Consider the following 24,062-nt stretch of genomic DNA (forward strand, 5'->3'; position numbering starts at 1 on the left):
CCGCCAAGCCATCGAGGAGACGCCCGAGCATGTCCGGCACCCCGTCCCAATCCGCCGTATCGATCACCGTTCGCGATGCCGTCATCGACCTGTTTCGCCAGTTCGGCATCGACCGCGTGTTCGGCAATCCCGGCTCGACCGAGCTGCCGATGTTTCGCGACTTCCCCGACGATTTCCGCTACGTGCTCGGCCTGCACGAAGCCGTCGTGGTCGGGATGGCCGACGGCCATGCGCAGGCCACCGGCAATGCAGCGGTCGTCAACCTGCATTCGGCGGCGGGCGTCGGCAACGCGATGGGCAACCTGTTTACCGCGTTCAAGAACCGCACGCCGCTGATCGTCACCGCAGGCCAGCAGGCGCGCGCGATTCTGCCGTTCGATCCGTTCCTCGGCGCGACGCAGGCCGCCGAGCTGCCGAAGCCGTACGTGAAATGGAGCATCGAGCCCGCTCGCGCGCAGGACGTGCCGGCCGCGATCGCGCGTGCGTACCGTATCGCGATGCAGGAGCCGCGCGGCCCCGTGTTCGTGTCCATCCCGGTCGACGACTGGGACCAGCCGGCCGAACGGCTGCCGCGGCGCGACGTCAGCAGTATCGTGCGGCCCGATCCCGACGCGCTCGCGCGGCTCGGCGACGCGCTCGACGCCGCGCGGCGCCCGGCGTTCGTGGTCGGCGCGGCCGTCGATCGCGCGGGGGCGTGGGACGACGCCGTGCGTCTCGCCGAGCGGCATCGTGCGCGCGTGTACGTCGCGCCGATGTCGGGGCGCTGCAGCTTTCCCGAGGACCATCCGCTGTTCGCCGGCTTCCTGCCCGCGATCCGCGAGAAGATCGTCGCGCGGCTCGCCGGGCACGATCTCGTGTTCGCGTTCGGCGCGCCCGCGTTCACCTATCACATCGAAGGCTTCGGTCCGCACGTGCCGCCGGGCGCGATGCTCGTGCAGCTCGTCGACGATCCGGGCGTCGCCGCGTGGACACCGTCGGGCGATGCGGTCGTCGGCAACCTGCGGCTCGCCGCGCGCGATCTGCTGACGCGGCCCGCGCCGCCCGAGCGGCCGATGCCCGCGCTGCGCCCGCCGCACGTCCGTGTCGACACGCCCGCCGCCGGCGAGCGCATGTCGGTCGCGTTCGCGCTGCAGACGCTCGCCGACGTGCGCGACGCGCAGGACATCGTCGTCGAGGAGGCGCCGAGCGCGCGGTCGGTGATGCAGGAACATCTGCCGTTCACGCGCAGCGGCACGTTCTACACGATGGACAGCGGCGGCCTGGGCTACGGGATGCCGGCCGCCGTCGGCGTCGCGCTCGCGCAGCCGGGCCGGCGCGTGATCGGGCTGATCGGCGACGGCTCGAGTCTGTACTCGATCCAGGCGCTGTGGAGCGCCGCGCAGCTGAAGCTGCCGATCACGTTCGTGATCCTGAACAACCGGCGTTACGCGGCGCTGCAGGACTTCGCGCCCGTGTTCGGCTTCGGCCCCGGCGATCCGGTGCAGGGCACCGATCTGCCCGACCTGGATTTCGTCGCGCTCGCGCAAGGGATGGGCTGCCGCGGCGTGCGCGTCGCCGACGCCGCACGCCTGCGCGACACGCTGACCGACGCGCTGCGGGCCGCGACGCCGGTCGTCGTCGAAGTCGAGATTGCCTGACGCGCCGCGCGTGTCTTTCCGGAGATGCCATGCAAACCGTAGCGATGCTGATCGGCGGCGAACGCCGCCACTCGTCCGGCGGCGCGACCTTCGTGCGCCGCAACCCGCTCGACGGCGAAATCGCGTCGGTCGCGCCTGCGGGCACCGTCGACGATGCGTGCGCGGCGGCCGACGCGGCCGCGCGTGCGTTTCCCGAATGGGCCGTGCTCGGCCCCGGCGCGCGACGCGCATTGCTGCTGAAGGCGGCCGCCGCGCTCGAAGCGAAACACGAGCAGTTCGTCGCCGCGATGGCGGCCGAGACGGGCGCCTCCGCGCTGTGGGCCGGCTTCAACGTGAAGCTCGCGGCGAGCGGGCTCGTCGAGGCCGCGTCGCTCACCACGCAAGTCGGCGGCGCGCTGATCCCGTCCGACGTGCCCGGCTCGCTCGCGATGGGCGTGCGGCAGCCGGCCGGCGTCGTGCTCGGCATCGCGCCGTGGAATGCGCCGGTGATTCTCGCGACGCGCGCGCTCGCGCTGCCGCTCGCATGCGGCAACACGGTCGTGCTGAAAGGCTCGGAACTGTGCCCCGTCACGCACGGGCTGGTCGTCGAGGCGCTGCAGGAGGCCGGGCTGCCGCCGGGCGTCGTCAACTTCGTGACGAACGCGCCCGACGACGCGGGCGCCGTCGTCGACGCATTGATCGCGCATCCGGCCGTGCGCCGCGTGAATTTCACCGGCTCGACCCGGGTCGGGCGGATCGTCGCCGAAGCATGCGCGCGCCATCTGAAACCGTCGGTGCTGGAACTCGGCGGCAAGGCGCCGTTCGTCGTGCTCGACGATGCCGATCTCGACGCGGCGGTCGACGCGGCCGCATTCGGCGCATTCGCGAATTCCGGGCAGATCTGCATGTCGACGGAGCGCATCGTCGTCGACGCATCGATCGCCGATGCTTTCGCAGCGAAGCTTGCCGCCAAGGCCGCATCGCTGCCGCTCGGCGACCCGCGCCACGGGCCCGTCGTGCTCGGTTCGCTGATCGACGCGAAGGCCGTCGAGCGCTGCAACGCGCTGATCGACGATGCGCTCGCGCACGGCGCGACGCTGCTGTGCGGCGGCAAGGCCGACGGCACGCTGTTTCCCGCGACGCTGCTCGATCACGTGACGCCGGCGATGCGCATCTATGCGGAAGAATCGTTCGGCCCGGTGAAGGGTATCGTGCGCGTCGACGGCGAGGACGCCGCGATCCGCTGCGCGAACGACAACGCGTTCGGGCTGGCGTCGGCCGTGTTCAGCCGCGACGTCGCGCGGGCGCTGCGTATCGCCGCGCGCATCGAATCGGGCATCTGTCACGTGAACGGCCCGACCGTGCACGACGAGGCGCAGATGCCGTTCGGCGGCGTGAAGGACAGCGGCTTCGGCCACTTCGGCGGCCAGGCCGGCATCGCCGCGTTCACCGACCTGCGCTGGATCACCGTGCAGACGGCGCCGCGCCACTATCCGTTCTGACGAGGCTGCCGACGATGAGGATCGCGATTCTGGGCGCGGGCGCGATGGGCTCGCTGTTCGGCGGGCGGCTCGCCGAAAGCGGCGAAGCCGTCACGCTGATCGACGTGAACGATACGCATCTCGATGCCATCCGTCGCGACGGGCTGCGCATCGACGACGATCGCGGCGAGCGGCGCATTCGCACGCTGCAGGCCGTGCGGCCGGAAGTCGCGAACGCGCACGCGGCCGCCGCGCCCGACACACCGTTCGACCTCCTGATCGTTTTCACGAAATCGCTGCACACGCGGGCGGCGCTCGACGGCGTGCGTGCGCTGCTGACGGCGGGCACGTTCGTGCTGACGCTGCAGAACGGGCTCGGCAACGTCGAGACGCTGAATGCGTTCGTACCGATCGAGCGCATCCTGGTCGGCGTGACGACGTGGCCGGCCGATGCGGCCGGCCCCGCGCACGTGCGCTCGCACGGCGCCGGCACGATCCGCATGATGACGGCCGACGGCGCGGCGCGCCCGTTCGCGACGGCCGTGGCCGACGCGTTGTCGCGCGCGGGGCTCGCGTGCACGCTCGATCCCGACGTGTGGGCCGCGATCTGGGAGAAGGTCGCGTTCAATGCGGCGCTCAACACGCTGTGCGCGGCGACGGGCTGCACCGTCGATCAGCTTGGCCGTCATCACGACGGGCCGCGGCTCGCGCTGGCGATCGCGGCCGAGACTGCCGCCGTCGCGCGCGCGAAGGGCATTGCGGTCGACGGCGAACGCATTGCGCGCAACGTCGAGCATGCGATCCTCGAACATCGCGGCCATCGCCCGTCGATGCTGCAGGACGTGCTCGCGGGCCGCCGCACCGAGATCGACGCGATCAACGGCAAGGTCGTCGCGGCCGCGCGCGAAGCGGGCGTCGCGGTGCCGCATGCCGAGACGCTGCTCGCGCTCGTCCGGCTGATCGACGCACGGACGAACTGAGCAGCAGGCCGGCGGCCGGCTGGCGCCGCGTGACGAGACGGATGCCGCGCACGCGGGGCGATGGCGCCGGATCGTGAAAGGCAGGACAGGACGCCGGCGCCGATGCATGCGCACCGGCCGGCTGCGCAGTACGAGATCCGGGCACGCGTGTGCGCCAGCCCGGACAACAGGAGGCGCCATGAAAGCCATCGAATACCGTTGTCTTGCCGCGCGCCGTTCGCGCACGTTGCCGCCGACGTGCGGCGCCCGGGAGGTCGCATGAGCACGCGCGACCCGCTGGACGGACGGCTGCCGCCGTCGGTCGACGTCGGCACGACGCTCGACGACGGGCCGTTCACGGCGATGCAGCGCGGCGTGGTGCTGCTCGCCGCGCTCGCGATCGTGCTCGACGGCTTCGACGGCCAACTGATCGGTTTCGCGATTCCCGTGCTGATCCGCGAATGGGGCATCACGCGTGGCGCGTTCGCGCCGGCCGTCGCGGCGGGGCTGATCGGAATGGGTATCGGCAGCGCGTGCGCGGGGATCGTCGCGGATCGCTTCGGCCGCCGCCAGGCCGTGATCGGCAGCGTGTTCCTGTTCGGCATCGCGACCTGTGCGATCGGGTTCGCGCCCGACGTCGCGACGATCGCGATGCTGCGCTTCTGTGCAGGGCTCGGGATCGGCGGCGCGCTGCCGACGGCCACCACGATGACCGCCGAATACACGCCCGCGCGGCGCCGCACGATGATGGTGACCGCGACGATCGTCTGCGTGCCGCTCGGCGGGATGCTGGCCGGCCTGTTCGCGCACGAGGTGCTGCCGCGCTACGGCTGGCGCGGGCTGTTCTTCGCGGGCGGTGCGCTGCCGCTCGTGTTCGGCTTCGTGCTCGTGCGCGCGTTGCCCGAATCGCCGCGCTATCTCGCGCGGCGCCCCGCACGCTGGCCGGAACTCGGCGCGCTGCTCGCGCGAATGCAGCGGCCGGTCGCGCCCGGCACCGTGTTCACCGATACGAAGGACGCCCACGCGCCCGGCAGCCGCGGCGGCTTCGGCGCACTGTTCGCGAGCGGCCACGCGCGCGACACGATCGCGCTGTGGTGCGCGTTCTTCATGTGCCTGCTCGCCGTGTATGCGGCGTTCAGCTGGCTGCCGACGATGCTCGCGGCGAGCGGGTTGAGCGTGTCGGTCGCGGGCTCGGGACTCACCGCGTACAACCTCGGCGGCGTGGTCGGCGCGCTGCTGTGCGCGTGGGCGATCGCGCATGCGGGGTCGCGCTGGCCGCTCGTGCTGTGCAGCATCGGCGGCGCGGCGAGCGCGGTGTGGCTGATGGGCGTCGATGCGAGCCGCCATACGGGCTGGCTGATCGTCGGGCTCGGCTTGCACGGGCTGTTCGTCAATGCGGTGCAGTCGACGATGTATGCGCTGTGCGCGTACATCTACCCCACGGCCGTGCGCGCGACGGGCACCGCGAGTGCGCTCGCGTTCGGCCGGCTCGGCGCGATCCTCAGCGCATTCGCGGGCGCGATCGTGATCACGGCGGGCGGCGCGGGTGCCTACCTGACGATGCTGGCCGTTGCGATGGGCGTGGTCTGCGTCGCGCTGCTTGCGGTGCGGCGGCACATTCCGCGGCTGTCGCGCGCGCATGCGCCGCCGCGCGAAGGGGAGGAGCTCGCTCGGACGTCGTCGTGACGGCGCCCGAGCGACGTGCGTTACAGCGTGGTGCGCACGTGCCAGAGTTCTGGGAACAGCACGACGTCGAGCATCTTGCGCAGGTACGGCGCGCCGCTCGTGCCGCCGGTGCCCTGCTTGAAGCCGATGATGCGCTCCACCGTCGTCACGTGACGGAAGCGCCACTGGCGGAACGCATCCTCGAGATCGACCAGTTCCTCGGCCATCTCGTACAGCTCCCAGTGCTGCTGCGGATGACGATAGACCTCGAGCCACGCGGCCTCGACCGTTTCGTCGTGACGCGTCGGCTGCGTCCAGTCGCGATCGAGCCGCTCGGGCGCGATGGGGAACCCGCGCCGCGCGAGCAGGCGCACGACCTCGTCGTAGAACGACGGCGCCTCGAGCGTCGCGCGCACCTGTTCGAGGATGTCGGGCCGGTGCGCATGCGGCTGCAGCATCCGCGCGTTCTTGTTGCCGAGCAGGAATTCGAGCTGGCGATACTGATACGACTGGAAGCCCGACGACTGGCCGAGATACGGCCGCATCGCCGAATACTCGGACGGCGTCATCGTCGACAGCACGTTCCACGCCTGCACCAGTTGCTCGAGGATGCGCGACACGCGCGCGAGCATCTTGAACGCGGGCGGCAGCGCGTCGGCGCGCACCGCATCGAGCGCGCCGCGCAGCTCGAACAGCGCGAGCTTCATCCACAGCTCGCTCGTCTGATGCTGGATGATGAACAGCATCTCGTTGTGATCGGGCGACAGCGGATGCTGCGCGTCGAGGATCGCATTCAGCGACAGGTAGTCGCCGTAGCTCATCGACTTCGAGAAATCGAGCTGCGCGTCGTGCCAGCCGCCTTCAGCGGCATCGCCCGGCACGTGCGGCGCTTCGTGCGCGGCTTGCGCCGGCTGGGCCGCACGTGCGCCCGAGAACGGACAGCCTGCCGGCGCGTCGCCGCCGGGGGGCTGCATATGACCAGAATTCACGACTTTCTCCAGATTTGAATGACGAACGCGCGGCGCGCGCGCCGCATGCACCGGCGGCGCGCCGCGCAAAACCGCTCAGGTCACCGCGCCGCGTTCGGCGAACTCGGGCGCCTTCCACGCGTCGGTGGCGAGGATGTCGCGCAACGTCTCGACCGCGTCCCATACGTCGGCGAAGCGCGTATAGAGCGGCGTGAAGCCGAAGCGCAGCACGTACGGCTCGCGGTAGTCGCCGATCACGCCGCGCGCGATCAGCGCCTGCATCACTTCGTAGCCGTGCGGATGCTCGAAGCTCGCCTGCGAGCCGCGCTGGTGATGCGCGCGCGGCGTGACGAGCTTCAGCGACAGGCCCGCGCAGCGTTCCTCGACGAGCGCGATGAACGCGTCGGTCAGCGCGAGCGACTTGCGGCGGATCGTCTGCATGTCGGTCTGCAGGAATACGTCGAGCCCGCATTCGACCATCGACATCGACACGATCGGCTGCGTGCCGCACAGGAAGCGCGCGATGCCCGGATCGGGCGCGAAGCCCGGCTGCATCGCGAACGGTGCACGGTGGCCCCACCAGCCCGACAGCGGCTGCGAGAAATGCGCGAGATGGCGTTGCGGCACCCACACGAACGCGGGCGAGCCGGGGCCGCCGTTCAGGTACTTGTACGTGCAGCCGACCGCGCCGTCCGCGCGTGCGCCGTTCAGGTCGACCGGCACCGCGCCGGCCGAGTGCGCGAGATCCCACAGCATCAGCGCGCCCGCGTCGTGCACGAGCTGCGTGACGGCTGGCATGTCGTGCATGTAGCCGGTGCGGTAGTTCACGTGGGTGATCATCGCGACGGCCGTGTCCGCGCCGAGCGCGTCGGGCAGGTCGGCCGGATCGTCGATCAGGCGCAACTCGTAGTGGCCGCCGAGCTGCTCGATCAGCCCTTGCGCGATGTACAGGTCGGTCGGGAAGTTCGAGCGTTCCGACACGATCACGCGGCGCTCGGGCGCACGCTCGGCCTGGTGGCGCAGCATCGCCGAGAGCAGCTTGAACAGGTTGATCGAGATGGTGTCGGTGACGACCGTCTCGCCGGGCGCGCCGCCGATCAGCGTCGCGAGCTTGTCGCCGAGGCGGCGCGGCAGCGCGAACCAGCCGGCCGTGTTCCAACTGCGGATCAGGCCTTCGCCCCATTCGGCGCCGATCGCCTGCTGCGCGCGGGCAGCCGACGCGCGCGGCTGCGCGCCGAGCGAGTTGCCGTCGAGGTAGATCACGCCGTCGGGCAGCGAGAACTGGTCGCGCAGCGGGGCGAGCGGGTCGTCGCGGTCGAGCGCGAGCGCGTCTTCACGGGTCTTGATCATCATGATGGGGGTCGTAGGTCGGGTAATCAGGAAGCCTGCGAGGAAGCCCGCGCGGGCAGTGCGCGCAGCACCGCGCGCACGGGGCTCGCGTCGAGCGTCGCGAATTTCAGCGGCAGCGCGATCAGTTCGTAGTCGCCGGCCGGCACGTCGTCGAGCACGATTCCTTCGAGGATCGCCATCCGGTGCGCACGCACGCGGCGATGCGCATCCATGGTCTTCGATTCCTGCGGATCGAGCGACGGTGTATCGATGCCGATCAGCTTCACGCCGTGCGCGGCGAGCAGGTCGACGGTGTCGGGCGCGACCGCGCAGAAATCGCTGTCCCACTGCTCGACGCTGGCGTGCTCGTACGTGCGCAGCAGCACGCGCGGCGGCACGCCGTCGAGCGCGGCCGCGACGTCGGCCGGCTGTACGACCGGCGATGCGCCGATGCAATGGATCACGCGGCACGGGCCGAGATAGGTGTCGAGCGGCACCGCGCCGATCGGCGCGCCGTCGGCGTCGTAGTGCAGCGGCGCGTCGCAGTGCGCGCCCGTGTGCGGCGACAGCGTCAGGCGTGCGACGTTGACCGGCGAACCGGCCTCCATCCGCCACACGCGTTCGACGGAAACCGGCGTATCGCCCGGCCACACGGGGGTGGCGGGGCTGACGGGCGGCGAGATGTCCCAGAGTGTGTCCATGGCGTGACGAATCGTGAGTCGATCATTCGAATGATAGGTGGACGCTCGCAGAAAGTGCTTGCGAAATAAACATGGACAATCCGCCGGATTGGCAGATAATTCGACTCAGAGGGAAAACGGGGACCAAAAATGCACGCGATCACGCTCGATGCCACCGACTGCCGGATTCTGGCGGTACTGCAGGAGGAGGGCAGAATCAGCAATCTCGACCTGGCCGAACGCATCTCGCTTTCGCCATCCGCCTGCCTGCGCCGCATGCGCCTGCTCGAGGAGCAGGGCGTGATCGAGCACTATCGCGCGTGCCTGAGCCGCGAGAAGCTCGGCTTCGAGCTCGAGGCGTTCGTGCAGGTGTCGATGCGCAACGAAGAGAATCAATGGCACGAGCGCTTCGCGGAAGCGCTGCGCGAATGGCCGGAGGTGGTCGGCGCGTTCGTCGTGACGGGCGAGAGCCACTATCTGCTGCGCGTGCTCGCGCACAACCTCAAGCACTATTCGGATTTCGTGCTGAACCGGCTCTACAAGGCGCCGGGCGTGATGGACATCCGTTCGAACATCGTGCTGCAGACGCTGAAGGACGAAGCCGGCGCGCCGGTCGGCCTGGCGCGCACGGGGGCGATCAAAGCGGTGTGAGGCCGTGGAAGCCGCCGCCGTGGAACACGAGCGGCGGTGCCGTTTCCGATACCGCGCGCACGCCGCAGCGTTCCACTTCGCCGACGAAGATCACGTGGTCGCCTTCGTCGTAGCGGCTGCGGTTGTGGCATTCGAACCACGCGAGCGCGCCGTCGAGCACGGGCATTCCCGAGTTGCCGGCCGCGTGCGCGATCCCTTCGAAGCGGTCGCCCTTGTAGGTCGAGAAGCGTTTGCACAGGTCGAGCTGCGACGCCGCGAGCACGTTCACCACGTAATGGCTGTTGCCGCGGAACACGGGCGTCGACGCCGATTTGTGCGCGAGGCTCCACAGCACGAGCGGCGGATCGAGCGACACCGAATTGAACGAGCTGGCGGTGATGCCGATCAGCTGGCCGGACGGCGCCTGCGTCGTGATCACCGTCACGCCCGTCGCGAACTGGCCGAGCGCCTGCCGGAAGGCGGCCGAGTCGAAATCCGGCGGATTGGCGTGGCTCATCGGGCAGCCATCCGGAACGGAACGGGCGGGCGCGACACGCCACGGGTGTGACGGGCGCGGCGGACGAAAGGCGACGAGGCGGTCGATGAAGAAGGGGTGCGCATGGCCCGATTTTAGCGGAATCGGGGCCGCCGGGCCTGCTCCGGCGGCGCAGCGCGACGGCAGGGTGACGTAGCGAACACTGCGGCGCGCGGCCGGCGGCGCCGTTCTGTCGCGTTTTTCGACGGTGCGGCCGTTCATGCCGACGCCCGCCGTGCTGTCCCGCCCGGCATCGCCGCCCGTGCTATCGCGCCGTCGCCAGCCCGAGCGACAACGCGCCCGTCACGATCAGGCTCGACGCCCATACCGCATCCAGATTGAACCAGCTCCGCGACACGAACTTCAGCCCGAGATAGCGGTACACGAGCCACGCGAGCCCGCCACCGGCGGCGATCATCGCGGCCGCGTGCACGGCCGCGACGACGAGCGCCATGCCGAGGTGCGCATCGACGAGCCTCGCGGCCGCGCGATGGCCCGCATCCCGGTCGAGCCCGCAGAGGCCGAGGTAGATCGGCACGAGCATCAGCCCCGCGCCGTGCGCGAGCGCGACCGCGAACGACCACAGGCCGAGCCGCGCCGGCGGAATCCGCGCCAGCGCCCGCGGATGCCGGCGCCGGATCAGCAGCCCTGCGCCGAAGCCGATCACGAGTGCGCTCGCACCGATCCGGATCGCCGACTGCCAGGCGAGCAGCGCTGCAAGCAGCCCGAACGGCAGCATCACCGCGAAGACGGCGAGCGCATGACCGAGCGCGAGATAGCCGAGCGCGGCGACGAGCGCGGCGCCGCGGCGCGTCATCAGCGCGTTCGACACCGCGAGCGGCCAGCCCATCGCCGGGTTCAGCCCGTGATACACGCCGCTCGCGAGCACGGCCGCCCACCACGCGAACGGCACGTGAAGGCCGGTGCTCAACGCTTGACCGACGGATAGCAAAACGAATCGGTCGAGCAGTCGCCGCCTTCGAGCCGGATCTGGTGCGCGCGGTAACCGTCGGGGAATTCGACCCAGTAGTCGTCGGCGAGCGTCAGCCCGCCGTCCGGCCCCGCGTGCGCGAGCACCTGCGCGGCCGGCACGCCATCCGGATAGAACTGATCGTCCCACGTCGAATAGAGCGAGTTGGTCCAGTACACGCGCCGGCCGTCGCGGCTGATCTCGACCATCTGCGGGCCGCCCGCGAACGTGCGGCCGTTCGGGTGCGGCGCACGGCGCGCGATGCCGCCGATGCGTACCGACCCGGCCAGCACCGGGTTGTGCGGATCCGACACGTCGTACTGGCGCATTTCGCCGGTGCCCCAGCACGACACGTACAGGAACCGGTCGTCGAGCGACAGGTCGATGTCGGTCACGAGCGGCGGCACCGCGCCGAATCCTTGCAGCAGCGGCGGCAACGCGTCGGCGGCGGCCGGCTCGGCCGGGATCGTCGCGGTCTTCTTCGCATGGAACTTGCCGCCTTCGCGCCACCAGGTCCAGATCGAACCTTCGAGGTTGGTCGTATCGACCACGACGCCGACGAATCCGTATTCGCGCACCGGGTCGTGCGCGGGCCGCACCTCCAGCGCCATCTGGTGCTGCGCGCCGAGATCGATCGTCTGCACGTTGCGTCGCGCGCGCAGGTCCCAGAAATGCAGCCGGTGCCCATACTTGTTCGCGAGCAGATCCTCGGGAACGATCCCGTTCTCGAATTGCGGCGGCAGCGCCCATTCGCTCGACACCATGTAGTCGCGCGGCAGGTTCCACCAGAAGTCGTAGTGCTTGTCCTGCGGGCCGCGGTCGATCTCCCAGCGGCCGAGCACGTCGAAGGTTTCGCAATCCATGATGAAGATGCCGGGCGCGCCGTCGGTGCCGTCCTTGCCCGCGCCGCCGAGCGTGCTCACGTAGATGCCCTCGGGGCCGCAGTGCACGGTGTGCGGCCGCGAATAGCCGGTCTTCGCGAACACTTCTTCGGGCTCGATGATCTTGTGGATCCGTGCCTGTGTCGGATGCGGCTTCGTGTCGATCACGTAGATGCGCGACGAGCGCAGGCCGGGGATGATCAGGAAGCGGCGCTCGAGGAACGCATGGCCGGTGAGCGGCGACAGCGACGACGAACACGCATTCCAGCCGAAGTGGTGAAACTCGTCGCCGGTGTTCGGCATCGTCACCGTATGCACGATCTTGCCGTACGTCGATGAACCGGGCTTCACGTCGATCACGGCGAGCGCGTCGGGTCTGGAAAAATCGGGGCTCAGCAACAACGTATACGCGAATGCTTCGGCCGGCGCCTGCATCGCGAGCTCGGGCGAAGCGTGAAACGTCGGATCGGGCCGCATGCTCATGGTGATGTCCTCTCGATGGTGTCGGATCGCTGACGCACGGCCTTTCGTGGCGGGCGTGCAGGCTGCGGTTGCCGCGCGGCGCGCATCATGCGGGCGGAGCGCTCGGCAGGAGCAGGCACGCGAGGGCGACGCGCGCGATGCCGTGCATCAGGTCGTGAAAGCGGGAAATGGCGAAGGGCTGCCGCGCGGCGCCCGCCGCGAAACGGGCAGGCGCCATCGCGATGGTGCGATCGACGTATCGGCGACCGGGCCTGCGAAGCAGGCGATGTCTGTTAAGGCGTACATATCGATGTTCCGGCAGATGTCGTTGGCATCGGGGGCGGGCATGCATCGGACGCTGTGCGGGCGACGGGTTGGCCGTCGCGTGCGCGTGCCTAAGTGTAGACGAGAAACCCGCGGCGGGTCGCGTGCGGCGCCTGGCCGATCTGCCAGGTTCGCGCGCGAGTGAGATACTTGACGAAGTGCCGTTGCCGTCCGCGTCGCGGGCAGGCCACGGCGACGCGAAACGGTGGCGCCGGCGCCCGCGCGCCGGCTGCCGTCATCCACGAGGGACTGATTTCATGGGGAACGAGATGCTTGAAACCGCGACGCTCGGAGGCGGGTGTTTCTGGTGCACGGAGGCCGTGTTTCTCGACGTCGACGGCGTGACGGCCGTCCAGTCGGGTTACGCGGGCGGCCATACGCGCAATCCCGGCTATCGCGACATCTGCGAGGGCGACACGGGCCACGCGGAAGTCGTCAACGTGACGTTCGATCCGGCGCGCATCGGCTATCGCGAGATCCTCGAGATCTTCTTCGCGACGCACGATCCGACCCAGTTGAACCGGCAGGGCAACGACGTCGGCACGCAGTACCGGTCGGTCGTGTTCACGCATTCGGATGCGCAGCGCGACACCGCGCTCGACGTGATCCGCGAACTCGAGCGCGAACAGGTGTTCGGCCAGCCGATCGTCACGCAGGTCGTGCCGCTCGACGACAACTACTGGCCGGCGGAGGACTATCACCAGAACTATTACGCGCGGAACCCGGGGCAGGGCTATTGCTCGGTCGTGATCGGGCCGAAGCTCGCGAAATTCCGGCAGAAGTTCTCGCATCGGCTGAAGTCGCTGCGCGGCGCGTAAGCGCGGGCATGACCGGCGCCAACCGGCGTCACGCCGCCTCGTTGCGCGACTGCGCGCACGCGGCGGCGATTTCGCGCGCGAGCGCGATGCACGACAGCGGCGCGGAGCCTTCGGCCTTGTTGTTGATGGTGATGATCACCGGCTGCCCGGCCAGCGCATAGCGCGCGGCCAGTTCGGCGAGTGCCGAGCGCGTGGCCGGATCCTCGTCGACGAGCTTGTCGAACGGCTCGTATTTCGCTTTCGCCTGTTCGTACTTGAAGCCGCCGTGCAGGCTCCAGCGCACGATCAGCGGGCCCGGCGCGTCGCCGTCGAGCAGCGCGAGCGCGGCGGCCTGGCGCAGCGGGTCGGGCATCCGCGCGTGCAGGCCGACGCAGTAGCGCACGCCGAGCGCGGCCAGCGCACGGATGAAGCGCGGCGTGAGCAGGCTCGCGTCGCGGATCTCGATCGCGAGCGCGTGCCGTCGGCGTCCGGCGGCAGCGGCGGCAGCGCCGCGAAGAACGCGGCGAGCCGGTCGATCAGCGCGGCCGGTTCCGCGAGCAACTGATCGGGCAGCGGCGAGAACTGGAACACGAGCACGCCGGCCTTGCGGCCGAGCCCATCGAGACAGGGCTGCACGAATTCGCGGGTCGCGAGCGGCGCATCGAGGAAGGTCGGGTTCGGCCCGGACGGCTCGCCGCGCCGGCCGCGGATCACCGCGTCGGTCACCGCGGCCGGCGCCTTCACGACGAAGCGGAAATCGTCAGGCACCTGTTGCGCGTAGCGCAGGTAATCGGCCACCGACAGCGGGCCGTAGAACGACCGGTCGAGGCTCACACTCTTCAGCAGCGGATGTGCGCCATACGCTTCGAGCCCTTCGCGCGACAGCTTCGTCTGCGCGAAATCGCCGTCGTAGACGATGCCGTTCCAGCCGGGGAAATACCACGACGACGTACCGAGCCGCACGTTCGGCGGCAGCCCGGCCGCCACGTCGGCCACGTCGGCCGGGATCGGCGCGGGAAGCACGCCGCGCTTGCGGCGGCCTTTCTTCGGCGCAGCGGCCGGCGGGGACGGTTCGTCCCACAGCAGGCCGGACGACGGTACGGGCGCGTCGTCGGCGGGGCGGGAAGTCGTACGGGCGGGCGGCGCCGGCTGCGCGTCTTTTTGCGCGTCCGGCATCACGTGCTCATCGGGGCTGGCGGAGCGACCGTCGTTCGCAGGCGACGCGCGTGGGGCGTGCGTCGGCACGCCGAACAGGTCGAATTGTCCGTCGGCGTGCGACCCGTTGGCGTCGTCGTGCTGCTGTCGTTCCGGCGGCGCCTTGCGCCGCGTCCTGCCGTCACCCATGCATGCCCAGCGTGAGGCGCCGCCTAGCGCGGCAGCGCATGTTCGTACATGTAGCGCCGCGACCACGGCAGCGTTTTCGCGCTGCGTCCGGCCTTGCGGCACACGATCTGGAAGATCGACACGTCGTCGTGCTCGAACGCATACGCGCAGCCGGCAAGATACACGCGCCAGATCCGGAATTTCTCGTCGTCGACGAGCTTTCTCGCTTCTTCGGCTTTCGCTTCGAAGTTTTCCGTCCAGATATCGAGCGTGCGCGCATAGTGCCGGCGCAGGCTTTCGACGTCAACCGCCTCGAGTCCGCCGCGCTGCGCCGCTTCGAGCGCAAGGCTGATGTGCGGCAGCTCGCCGTCCGGGAACACGTAGCGATCGATGAATTCGCCGCCGCCGAGCGCCGTTTCGCCGCTTTCCGCGTCGGTCGACGTGATCCCGTGGTTCATCGCGATGCCGTCGTCGGTCAGCAGCTCGCGGATGCGCGAGAAATAGAGCGGCAGGTTCTTGCGGCCGACGTGCTCGAACATCCCGACGCTCGTGATGCGGTCGAACTGGCCTTCGATCTCGCGGTAATCCTGCAGACGAATCTCGATCCGGTCTTCGAGCCCCGCCGCCTTCACGCGCGCGGTCGCGAGGTCGAACTGGTTCTGCGACAGCGTCACGCCGAGACACGTCGCGCCGAACTTCTGCGCGGCGCGCAGCACGAGTGCGCCCCAGCCGCAGCCGATGTCGAGCAGGCGCTGGCCGGGCTCGAGCCGGATCTTCGTGAGGATGTGGTCGATCTTCTTGATCTGCGCGGTGGCGAGATCCTCGTCGCCGTTCTCGAAGTACGCGCACGAGTACACCATGTTCTCGTCGAGCCACAGCTGGTAGAACTCGTTCGAGACGTCGTAGTGGTACTGGATCGCCTTCTTGTCGGTGCTCTTCGTGTGATTGAAGTAGCGCTTCACGCGGGCGAGCTTGCTCGCGCTCGTCACGGTGCTGCGAGCGAGCGAGTAGCCGATGTTGATGATGTCCGACAGCTTGCCTTCGATGTCGATCTTGCCCTTCACGTACGCCTCGCCGAGATTGTCGAGGCTCGGTTCGAGCAGCAGCGGCAACGCCGACGCACTGTTCACCTTCAGCGTGACCTGCGGCGCGCTGAAGGTGCCGAAATCGAGTTGTTCGCCGTTCCACAGCACGAGGCGCGCCGGTATGTTCGCCTTCGCCCGTACTTCGTCCGCCCACTGTGCCAGCTTCTTTTCCCAGAACATTTGGATTCTCCGTTTGTTCGTTGAATCGAATACAGCCAAGTATCTTGACCGGCGCCTGCCGCTTGCCGCGCGGGCGCCCGGATGCAACACGAGACACGGCCGGCACGCGCCGGCGGCGCGCTTACGGCGACAGGCGCGAGATCGTCCAGCCCGACGCCGCCGCGGCGTCGCGCGTATAGAGCAGGCGGTCGTGCAGCCGCGACGGGCGCCCCTGCCAGAACTCGATCGAATCGGGCACGAGGCGGTAGCCGCCCCAGTGCGGCGGGCGCGGCGGGTCGTCGCCGTAGCGCTCGCTGACGGCCCGTTCGCGCGCTTCGAGCGTCGCGCGGCTGTCGATCACGGTGCTCTGCTCCGACGCCCATGCGCCGATGCGCGAGCCGAGCGGGCGCGACGCGAAATAGCGGTCGCTTTCTTCCGCGCTGGTTTTCTCGATCCGGCCCTCGATGCGCACCTGGCGCTCGAGCTCGATCCAGTAGAACAGCAGCGCGGCTTGCGGATGCACGGCGAGATCGTGGCCCTTGCGGCTTTCGTAATTGGTGAAGAAGACGAACCCGCGTTCGTCGACGCCCTTGATGAGCACGATCCGGGCCGACGGCCGGCCGTCGGCGCCGACGGTCGCGAGCGTCATCGTGTTCGGCTCGGGCAGCTTGGCGGCGAGCGCCTCCTTGAACCAGCGATCGAACTGGGCGAAGGGATCGGGGGCGGCATCGGCCTCGTCGAGCGAAGCACGCGAATAGTTGATGCGGAGATCGGCGAGAGTCGTCATGTTATGCAAACGCTTCAATCTGGGGCCAGTATAGCGAACGCGCGGGAATCGTGCGTGCACAGTGGCGCGTGCGAGCGGGGAGTTCAGGCAAAATAGAGGGCTGCACGACTTACGTTTTCCTTGCTGCCATGTCCTCCGCCGACGCTGTCCCGCCCAGTTCTTCCGATCTTACCCCGACCCCGGAAATCCGGCTTGACGTGGATCGCGCGCGGCGTTTCGGCGGCGTCGCGCGCCTGTACGGCGCGCCGGCCGCCGCCGCGTTCGAGCGGGCGCACGTCGCGGTGATCGGAATCGGCGGCGTCGGGTCGTGGGCGGCCGAGGCACTCGCGCGCAACGCGGTCGGCACGCTCACGCTGATCGATCTCGACAACGTCGCGGAAAGCAACACGAACCGGCAGGTCCATGCGCTCGACGGCAATTACGGCAAGCCGAAGGTCGACGCGATGGCCGAGCGGATCGCGCTGATCGATCCCGCGTGCCGCGTGAACCGGATCGAGGATTTCGTCGAGCCCGACAACTTCGACGCGCTGCTCGGCGGCGGCTTCGACTACGTGATCGACGCGATCGACAGCGTGCGCACGAAGGTCGCGCTGATCGCATGGTGCGTCGCGAAGCGGCAACCGTTGATCGTCGTCGGCGGCGCGGGCGGGCAGCTCGACCCGACACGCATCCGCATCGACGACCTCGCGCTGACGATCCAGGATCCGCTGTTGTCGAAGGTGCGCGCGCAGTTGCGCAAGCAACACGGTTTTCCGCGCGGGCCGAAGGCGCGTTTCAAGGTCAGCGCCGTGTATTCGGACGAGCCGCTGATCTATCCGGAAGCGGCGGCCTGCGACATCGAGGACGGCGCGGAGCCGTCCGCGGCCGCGCACGTCGCGGGGCTCAACTGCGCGGGTTTCGGTTCGAGCGTGTGCGTGACCGCGAGCTTCGGGTTCGCGGCCGCCGCGCATGCGCTGCGGGCGATCGCGGCACGGGCGGCCGGCTGAGCCCGCAGCGCGCGGGCGGGCAGGGCAAGATGATGCCGCGGCGCGAGTGACGTGCCGCGAGCGATACGGCGATGCAGCCGGGCCATCGCGGCCCGGCCGGGCGTGCATCAGTTGAGCGCCATGCTCAGCTTGCGTCGCCACGCGGCGACGAGGTCGGGGCGATCGCCGGCCAGTTCGAACACCGAGATCATCGTGCGGCGGCCGAGGTCGTCGCCGTAGGCGCGATCGCGCGTCACGATTTCCAGCAACTGCTCCAGCGCGCCTTCGTACGCGCGCCGCGCGATCAGGCTCTGCGCGAGGTCGAAGCGCGCGTCGAGATCGGCCGGGTTCGCTGCGATACGCGCTTCGAGCGCGTCGGTCGGCGGCAGGTCGGCCGTGGCGTCGAGCGCGTCGAAACGGGTCTTGATCGCCTGGTAGCGCGGGTCGCCGTTCTGCACGGTTTGCGGCGACAGGCGTTCGGTTTCGGCGCGCGCGGCGTCGACCTCATTGCGCGCGAGCAGCAGCTCGATCAGGTCGAGACGCGCGTCGTCGTAGCCGGGGTTCAGCGCGAGCGCCGCTTCGAGGTGCGCGAGCGCATCGTCGAAGCGCTGTTCGGCCATCGCATACTGCGCGGCGCGGCGCTCGGCTTCCTCGGCCGCCGGCAGCAGCCGGTCGAGGAACGCGCGCAACTGGCCTTCGGGCAGCACGCCGACGAACTGGTCGACCGGGCGCCCGTCGGCGAACGCGATCACGTGCGGGATGCTGCGCGTCTGGAAGTGCGCGGCGAGTTCCTGATTCTCGTCGACGTTGACCTTCACGAGCTTCCAGCGGCCTGCGTAGTCGGCTTCGAGTTTTTCCAGCAGCGGGCCGAGCGTCTTGCAGGGGCCGCACCACGGCGCCCAGAAGTCGACCAGCACGGGCGTGTCCAGCGACGCCTCGATGACGTCTTTCTCGAATGTGGCAAGCGTGGTGTCCATGTCGTTCTCTTCCGTTCGAATATCGTCAGGATGGGGGTGGCGCGCCGCTTTTTCAACGCGGCTTCGATTCGGGCAGCGGAATCCACTCGGTTTCGCCCGGCACCTTGCCCATCTCCTGGCGCGTCCAGGCCGCTTTCGCACGCTCGATCGCGTCGCGGCTGCTCGCGACGAAATTCCATTCGATGAAGCGTTCGCCGTCGATCCGGTCGCCGCCGAGCAGCATCGCGCGTGCGCCGCGGCCGCTCGTCAGCGTGACCGTCGCGCCCGGCGCGAGCACGGCCATCCGTTCGGCCGGCACCGGCGTGCCGTCGATCGCGAGCTCGCCGTCGACCACGTAGACCGCGCGCTCCTCGTGCGACGCATCGAGTTCGAGCCGGCCGCCGGCCGCGAATTCGGCCGCGACGTACAGCGTGCGCGAGAACGTCGTCACGGGCGAGCGCAGCCCGAACGCGTCGCCGGCGATCACCGTCAGCGACACGCCGTGTTCGTCGCGCTTGGGCAGCGTGTCGGCCGCGTGGTGCTCGAACGACGGCTCGGTCGTCTCGTGCGCTTGCGGCAGCGCGACCCAGGTCTGGATCCCGTGCACGGTATGGCCGCTGGCGCGCTGCGCGTCCGGCGTGCGCTCCGAGTGGACGATCCCGCGGCCGGCCGTCATCCAGTTCACGTCGCCCGGCACGATTTCCTGCCGAGAGCCGAGGCTGTCGCGGTGCAGGATCGCGCCGTCGAACAGGTAGGTGACCGTCGCGAGCCCGATGTGCGGATGCGGGCGCACGTCGAGCCCCGTGCCGGCCGGCAGCATGGCGGGCCCCATGTGATCGAAGAAGATGAACGGGCCGACGAGGCGTGCGGCGAGCGCGGGCAGCGTGCGGCGCACCTGCAGGTTGCCGATGTCGCGCACGTGCGGCTTCAGCAGGGCTTTGATCGAGTCGGTCATGGCGGGCCTCGTGGGAACGGCTGGATTGCCGGTCATTGTACTGGCGGCGCGGCGGCGCGCGTGACGGGGAACGCGAAGCGCGCGGCGCGATGCGGCTGCGGCAGGCATGCGTCGTGCGGTATCCCCCGCGTTGCACGAGCCGCTGCGCACGCCGGCGGCGCGCGCGGCCGATTCCACGCGCGCAGCGCGGGTATCGGGCCGGGCGCGAAACCCGGTAGACTGACCGGCTTCACGACAATGATTCGACAATCGAAGGAGACGCCGATGATGGCCCCGAAGGACTTGCTGCTCGCGCTGGTCGTGATTCTGGCGTGGGGCGTGAACTTCGTCGTGATCAAGGTCGGCCTGCACGGCATGCCGCCGATGCTGCTCGGCGCGCTGCGCTTCACGCTCGCGGCCGTGCCCGCGGTGTTCTTCGTGCACCGGCCGCAGATTTCGTGGCGTCTGCTGGTGCTGTACGGCGCGACGATCCAGCTCGGCCAGTTCGTGTTCCTGTTCACCGGGATGTACGTCGGCATGCCGGCCGGCCTCGCATCGCTCGTGCTGCAGTCGCAGGCGTTCTTCACGCTGGTGTTCGCGATGCTGTTCCTCGGCGAGCGGCTGCGTGCGCAGAACCTGATCGGGCTGGCGATCGCCGCGGGCGGGCTCGTCGTGATCGCCGCGCAGGGTGGCCGCGCGATGGCGCTCGCGGGCTTCCTGCTGACGATCTGCGCGGCCGCGATGTGGGCCGTCGGCAATATCGTCACGAAGAAGGTCGGGAAGGCGAATCTCGTGTCGCTCGTCGTGTGGGCAAGCCTCGTGCCGCCCGTGCCGTTCTTCCTGCTGTCGCTGTGGTTCGAAGGGCCGCAGCGGATCGCGACCGCGCTCGCGGGCCTGGACGGCGCGTCGATCTTCGCGGTCGTCTATCTCGCGTTCGTCGCGACGCTGCTCGGTTACGGGCTGTGGAGCCGCCTGCTGTCGCGCTACCCGGCCGCGCAGGTCGCACAGTTCTCGCTGCTGGTGCCGATCGTCGGGCTCGCGTCGTCGGCGCTGCTGCTCGACGAGCATCTGACGCAAGCGCAGCTGATCGGTGCCGCGCTCGTGATGGGCGGGCTCGCGGTGAACGTGTTCGGCGGGAAACTGCTGAGCCGCGTCGCGGCGTCGTGACGCGCCGGCACGCGCTGCGTGCCGGCGGCAGGGAGCGGGCGGCGCTCAGGCCATCCGGTTCTTCGCGAGCGGCGGATTTGCGGCGAAATAACGCTTGATGCCGCGGAAGATCGCGTCGGCCATCTCGTCGCGATAGCTGTCGTCGTTGAGCCGGCGCTCTTCGTCCGGGTTGCTGATGAATGCGGTTTCGACGAGGATCGATGGAATGTCGGGCGCCTTCAGCACCGCGAACCCGGCCTGCTCGACCGAGCCCTTGTGCAGCTTGTTGATCCCGCCCACTTCCTTCAGCACGTAGTTGCCGTAGCGCAGCGAGTCGCGGATCTGCGCGGTCGTCGACATGTCGAACAGCGCGCGGTTCACTGCCGCGTCCGCCGTCTTGATGTTGATGCCGCCGATCAGGTCCGACGAATTCTCCTTGTTCGCCATCCAGCGCGCCGCGGCGCTCGTCGCTCCGTGGTCGGACAGCGCGAACACCGACGAGCCGCGCGCGGACGGCGTCGTGAACGCGTCCGCGTGGATCGACACGAAGAGATCCGCGCCGACGCGGCGCGCTTTCTGCACGCGCACGTTCAGCGGCACGAAGAAATCGGCGTCGCGCGTCATCATCGCGCGCATGTTCGGTGCAGCGTCGATCTTCGCGCGCAGCTTCTTCGCGATGTCGAGCGCGATGTGCTTCTCGTACGTGCCGGCGCCGCCGATCGCGCCCGGATCCTCGCCGCCGTGGCCCGGATCGATCGCGACCGTCAGCAGGCGCACGGTGCCGCCCTTGCCGGATTTCGGCGCGGTGAACTTGTAGGTGTCGCCGTCGTCGTCGTTGTCGTCACGGCGCGCGATGACGGGCGGCGGCTTGACGGCCGGCTTCGCGGGCGTCGACGGCGTGCCGGCGGCCGGCGGCGCATGCGGCGCGGCCGGCGTGTTCTGCGCGAAACGCTGGAAGAATGCGTCGCTGTTGTCGCCCGCGGCGGGCGGCGGCGTGCCCGGGCCGGCCAGCGCGGGCGGCGGCTGCATCTGCTGCGCGCGCGCGGTGTCGTTGAGCGCCTGTTCCTTGCGTTCCGTCTGCGCGATCAGGTCGGACAGCGGATCGGGCGCGACGGCCGGATACAGGTCGAACACGAGCCGGTACTTGTACGTGCCGACGGGCGGCAGCGTGAACACCTGCGGCTTCACCGAGCCTTTCAGGTCGAACACCATCCGCACGACGTGCGGCTGATACTGGCCGACGCGCACCGACTGGATCTGCGGATCGTTCGGCGCGATCTTCGATACGAGGTCGCGCAGCGCCTGGTCCAGGTCGAGGCCGCTCAGGTCGACGACGAGCCGGTCGGGACCCTGCAGCAACTGTTGGCTATTCTGCAGCGGCTGATCGGATTCGATCGTGACGCGCGTGTAATCGCGCGCGGGCCACACGCGCACGCCGAGCACCGACGACGCGTGCGCGAGCCGCGGCGCGACGAGACCGAGCACCAGCGTCGATGCCCCCGCGCGCAGAATCTGACGGCGCCGCCAGTTGTGCGTCGCGGTGGCCGCCGATTCGATCGAGCGGAACGGTTTGATCAACATCTTTCGAGACATGCCTTTCCTGAAGCGCTGTACGCACGGACGGTGAGGGCGCGGCCGTCGCCGTCCACGTCGAGCGAGAAAACCAGATCGGGCACGCCGAGCAGGGCGCCCGCCTGTTGCGGCCATTCGACGAGGCAGATCGCGCTGGAATTGAAATATTCGCGAAAGCCTGCGTCGGACCATTCGGCCGGATCGTTGAATCGATACAGATCGAAGTGATAGACCTCGAGTTCCCCATCGCTGCGTTCGAGCGCGTACGGCTCGACGAGCGTATAGGTCGGGCTGCGCACGCGCCCCGAGTGGCCGAGGCCGCGCAGGATCGCGCGCACGAGGGTCGTCTTGCCCGCGCCGAGATCGCCGATCAGTTGGATCTGCAGCCCGTCGAACGCATGGGCGCGGTCGAGCGCGATGCGCGCTGCGTCGAGCGCGTGCGCGAAGCGCGTGCCGAAGGCCTCGGTTGCCGCTTCGTCGGCGAGCGCGATCACGCGCTCCGCGAGCGGGGCGGGCAACATGGCATGAGGCGGTTGGCTGGGCGTGGCTGGCATTCTCGTAAAATAGTGCGATGAACCGACTACCGGAACGCACCGCATCCGACAGGCCTTCGACTCGTGACGAAGGCGCGGCGCCGTGCGCGCTCGACGATGCGGCGTTGACTGCGCTCGCCGCTCGCATCAGGGCGTGGGGGCGCGAATTGGGTTTCGGGGCGATCGGCATCAGCGATACCGATCTCTCGGATGCCGAAGCAGGCCTCGCCGCCTGGCTGGAAGCCGGGTACCACGGCGAAATGGATTATATGGCGAAACATGGGATGAAACGCGCGCGGCCGGCCGAACTTGTGGCCGGTACGCGACGCGTGATCTCCGTGCGGCTCGCCTATTTGCCGGCCCAAACGCTCGCTGACGGTGCACCCGGCGGCGCGCCCGATGCGCTCGTCGCGCACGACTGGCGCGCGCGCGAACGGGCGCGGCTCGACGATCCGCAGGCGGCCGTCGTGTCGATCTATGCGCGCGGCCGCGACTATCACAAGGTGCTGCGCAACCGGCTGCAGACGCTCGCGGAACGCATCGAGCACGAGATCGGCGGGTTCGGCCACCGCGTGTTCACCGATTCGGCGCCCGTGCTCGAAGTCGAGCTTGCGCAGAAGGCCGGGGTTGGCTGGCGTGGCAAGCATACGCTGCTGTTGCAGCGCGACGCCGGCTCGCTGTTCTTTCTCGGCGAGATCTACGTCGATCTGCCGCTGCCGACCGATGCGCACACGTCGCCCGACATCGCGCCCGAGACGCCCGGCGCGCATTGCGGCAGTTGCACGCGCTGCCTCGACGCATGCCCGACCGGCGCGATCGTCGAACCGTACCGCGTCGATGCGCGCCGCTGCATTTCGTATCTGACGATCGAACTGAAAGGCAGCATCCCCGAGCCGCTGCGGCCGATGATCGGCAATCGCGTGTACGGCTGCGACGACTGCCAGCTCGTGTGCCCGTGGAACAAGTTCGCGCAGGCCGCGCCCGTCGCCGATTTCGACGTGCGGCACGGCCTCGACCGCGCGACGCTCGTCGAGCTGTTCGCGTGGGACGCCGACGCGTTCGATACGCGGATGCAGGGCAGCGCGATTCGGCGTATCGGCTACGAAAGCTGGCTGCGCAATCTCGCGGTCGGGCTCGGCAATGCGCTGCGCGCCGGCGCGGACCGGCTCGACCCACCCGCGCGCGATGCGATCGTCGCCGCGCTGCGCGCGCGGGCCGACGATCCGTCGCCGGTCGTGCGCGAGCATGTCGAATGGGCGCTGCGAGCCGCGTGAAGGCGGCGTAAAGTGTCGTCGGCGCGCGGGC

Annotated in this window: 21 protein-coding genes and 1 pseudogene; 9 read left to right on the forward strand and 13 right to left on the reverse strand. The window is 69.5% G+C overall.

The window, feature by feature from the left end; all coding sequences use genetic code 11:
- Positions 1–29: 29 nt before the first annotated feature.
- From mdlC to WS89_RS30050, 4 genes are all read left to right on the forward strand, one after another.
- The gene (gene mdlC / locus WS89_RS30035; RefSeq protein ID WP_059795717.1) at positions 30–1,637 is read left to right on the forward strand and encodes a benzoylformate decarboxylase; all 1,608 of its coding nucleotides are present in this window, start codon (positions 30–32) and stop codon (positions 1,635–1,637) included.
- Between the two features lie 29 nt (positions 1,638–1,666).
- Positions 1,667–3,118 carry an aldehyde dehydrogenase family protein gene (locus tag WS89_RS30040; protein WP_059795719.1) on the forward strand — a complete coding sequence of 484 codons (1,452 nt, stop codon included), beginning with the start codon at positions 1,667–1,669 and terminating at the stop codon, positions 3,116–3,118.
- A gap of 14 nt (positions 3,119–3,132) precedes the next feature.
- Positions 3,133–4,077 (forward strand): ketopantoate reductase family protein, encoded by a 945-nt coding sequence (locus WS89_RS30045; RefSeq protein WP_059795721.1) that lies wholly within the window; start codon positions 3,133–3,135, stop codon positions 4,075–4,077.
- 258 nt (positions 4,078–4,335) lie between these two features.
- Positions 4,336–5,742: an MFS transporter gene (locus tag WS89_RS30050; RefSeq protein WP_059795726.1), complete on the forward strand. Its 1,407-nt coding sequence runs from the start codon at positions 4,336–4,338 to the stop codon at positions 5,740–5,742.
- A gap of 20 nt (positions 5,743–5,762) precedes the next feature.
- Here WS89_RS30050 and kynA read toward each other — a convergent pair whose 3' ends face one another.
- The 3 genes from kynA to kynB all read right to left on the reverse strand — a co-directional run bounded on the left by kynA (position 5,763) and on the right by kynB (position 8,719).
- Positions 5,763–6,695 (reverse strand): tryptophan 2,3-dioxygenase, encoded by a 933-nt coding sequence (gene kynA / locus WS89_RS30055; RefSeq protein ID WP_059504632.1) that lies wholly within the window; start codon positions 6,693–6,695, stop codon positions 5,763–5,765.
- Positions 6,696–6,785: 90 nt separating this feature from the next.
- Positions 6,786–8,039, reverse strand: a complete 1,254-nt coding sequence (kynU, locus tag WS89_RS30060) for a kynureninase (protein WP_373557137.1) — start codon at positions 8,037–8,039, stop codon at positions 6,786–6,788.
- A gap of 26 nt (positions 8,040–8,065) precedes the next feature.
- On the reverse strand, positions 8,066–8,719 hold the full coding sequence (gene kynB, locus WS89_RS30065) for an arylformamidase (RefSeq protein ID WP_059504635.1): 654 nt from the start codon (positions 8,717–8,719) through the stop codon (positions 8,066–8,068).
- A gap of 129 nt (positions 8,720–8,848) precedes the next feature.
- On the opposite strand from kynB, the gene WS89_RS30070 reads away from it, so the two are divergent.
- Positions 8,849–9,349 carry an Lrp/AsnC family transcriptional regulator gene (locus WS89_RS30070; protein WP_006477992.1) on the forward strand — a complete coding sequence of 167 codons (501 nt, stop codon included), beginning with the start codon at positions 8,849–8,851 and terminating at the stop codon, positions 9,347–9,349.
- On the opposite strand, the gene WS89_RS30075 is transcribed toward WS89_RS30070, so the two are convergent.
- The 3 genes from WS89_RS30075 to WS89_RS30085 form a co-directional block, all read right to left on the reverse strand.
- Positions 9,336–9,845, reverse strand: a complete 510-nt coding sequence (locus WS89_RS30075; protein WP_034208238.1) for a flavin reductase family protein — start codon at positions 9,843–9,845, stop codon at positions 9,336–9,338. The genes WS89_RS30070 and WS89_RS30075 overlap by 14 nt on opposite strands.
- Positions 9,846–10,128: 283 nt before the next feature.
- Positions 10,129–10,794 (reverse strand): hypothetical protein, encoded by a 666-nt coding sequence (locus WS89_RS30080; RefSeq protein WP_059504638.1) that lies wholly within the window; start codon positions 10,792–10,794, stop codon positions 10,129–10,131.
- Complete coding sequence (locus tag WS89_RS30085; RefSeq protein ID WP_059795728.1) at positions 10,791–12,197, reverse strand: selenium-binding protein SBP56-related protein; 1,407 nt, start codon at positions 12,195–12,197, stop codon at positions 10,791–10,793. Before WS89_RS30085 ends, WS89_RS30080 begins: the two co-directional genes overlap by 4 nt.
- 560 nt (positions 12,198–12,757) lie before the next feature.
- On the opposite strand from WS89_RS30085, the gene msrA reads away from it, so the two are divergent.
- Complete coding sequence (gene msrA, locus WS89_RS30090) at positions 12,758–13,318, forward strand: peptide-methionine (S)-S-oxide reductase MsrA (RefSeq protein ID WP_059504641.1); 561 nt, start codon at positions 12,758–12,760, stop codon at positions 13,316–13,318.
- Between the two features lie 28 nt (positions 13,319–13,346).
- On the opposite strand, the pseudogene WS89_RS30095 reads toward msrA, so the two are convergent.
- The 3 genes and pseudogenes from WS89_RS30095 to pdxH form a co-directional block, all read right to left on the reverse strand.
- Positions 13,347–14,641 (reverse strand): annotated as a pseudogene (locus WS89_RS30095) (DUF72 domain-containing protein).
- Between the two features lie 23 nt (positions 14,642–14,664).
- Complete coding sequence (locus WS89_RS30100) at positions 14,665–15,885, reverse strand: SAM-dependent methyltransferase (RefSeq protein ID WP_034208233.1); 1,221 nt, start codon at positions 15,883–15,885, stop codon at positions 14,665–14,667.
- 121 nt (positions 15,886–16,006) lie between these two features.
- Positions 16,007–16,651, reverse strand: coding sequence for a pyridoxamine 5'-phosphate oxidase (gene pdxH, locus WS89_RS30105; RefSeq protein WP_034208232.1), 645 nt, complete (start codon positions 16,649–16,651; stop codon positions 16,007–16,009).
- Positions 16,652–16,779: 128 nt separating this feature from the next.
- Between pdxH and tcdA the strand changes: the two genes are divergently transcribed.
- Positions 16,780–17,637: a tRNA cyclic N6-threonylcarbamoyladenosine(37) synthase TcdA gene (gene tcdA / locus WS89_RS30110; protein WP_059504645.1), complete on the forward strand. Its 858-nt coding sequence runs from the start codon at positions 16,780–16,782 to the stop codon at positions 17,635–17,637.
- Positions 17,638–17,744: 107 nt separating this feature from the next.
- On the opposite strand, the gene trxA is transcribed toward tcdA, so the two are convergent.
- Both trxA and WS89_RS30120 read right to left on the reverse strand, forming a co-directional pair.
- The gene (gene trxA / locus WS89_RS30115) at positions 17,745–18,593 is read right to left on the reverse strand and encodes a thioredoxin (RefSeq protein WP_011694383.1); all 849 of its coding nucleotides are present in this window, start codon (positions 18,591–18,593) and stop codon (positions 17,745–17,747) included.
- Between the two features lie 52 nt (positions 18,594–18,645).
- Entirely contained in the window at positions 18,646–19,527 is an 882-nt protein-coding gene (locus WS89_RS30120) for a pirin family protein (protein WP_059795730.1), read from the reverse strand.
- A gap of 267 nt (positions 19,528–19,794) precedes the next feature.
- On the opposite strand from WS89_RS30120, the gene WS89_RS30125 reads away from it, so the two are divergent.
- The gene (locus WS89_RS30125) at positions 19,795–20,673 is read left to right on the forward strand and encodes an EamA family transporter (protein ID WP_179949901.1); all 879 of its coding nucleotides are present in this window, start codon (positions 19,795–19,797) and stop codon (positions 20,671–20,673) included.
- Positions 20,674–20,718: 45 nt separating this feature from the next.
- Here WS89_RS30125 and WS89_RS30130 read toward each other — a convergent pair whose 3' ends face one another.
- Positions 20,719–22,245, reverse strand: coding sequence for an N-acetylmuramoyl-L-alanine amidase (locus WS89_RS30130; protein ID WP_059504653.1), 1,527 nt, complete (start codon positions 22,243–22,245; stop codon positions 20,719–20,721).
- A complete protein-coding gene (gene tsaE / locus WS89_RS30135) occupies positions 22,227–22,778 on the reverse strand; it encodes a tRNA (adenosine(37)-N6)-threonylcarbamoyltransferase complex ATPase subunit type 1 TsaE (RefSeq protein ID WP_059795734.1) in 552 nt (183 codons plus the stop codon). Before tsaE ends, WS89_RS30130 begins: the two co-directional genes overlap by 19 nt.
- Before the next feature lie 17 nt (positions 22,779–22,795).
- Here tsaE and queG point away from each other — a divergent pair, with 17 nt between their 5' ends.
- Positions 22,796–24,031 carry a tRNA epoxyqueuosine(34) reductase QueG gene (gene queG, locus WS89_RS30140; protein ID WP_059795737.1) on the forward strand — a complete coding sequence of 412 codons (1,236 nt, stop codon included), beginning with the start codon at positions 22,796–22,798 and terminating at the stop codon, positions 24,029–24,031.
- Positions 24,032–24,062 lie beyond the last annotated feature (31 nt).

It is taken from the genome of Burkholderia sp. MSMB1072, from assembly GCF_001524725.1.
In the GTDB taxonomy this organism is placed as follows: domain Bacteria; phylum Pseudomonadota; class Gammaproteobacteria; order Burkholderiales; family Burkholderiaceae; genus Burkholderia.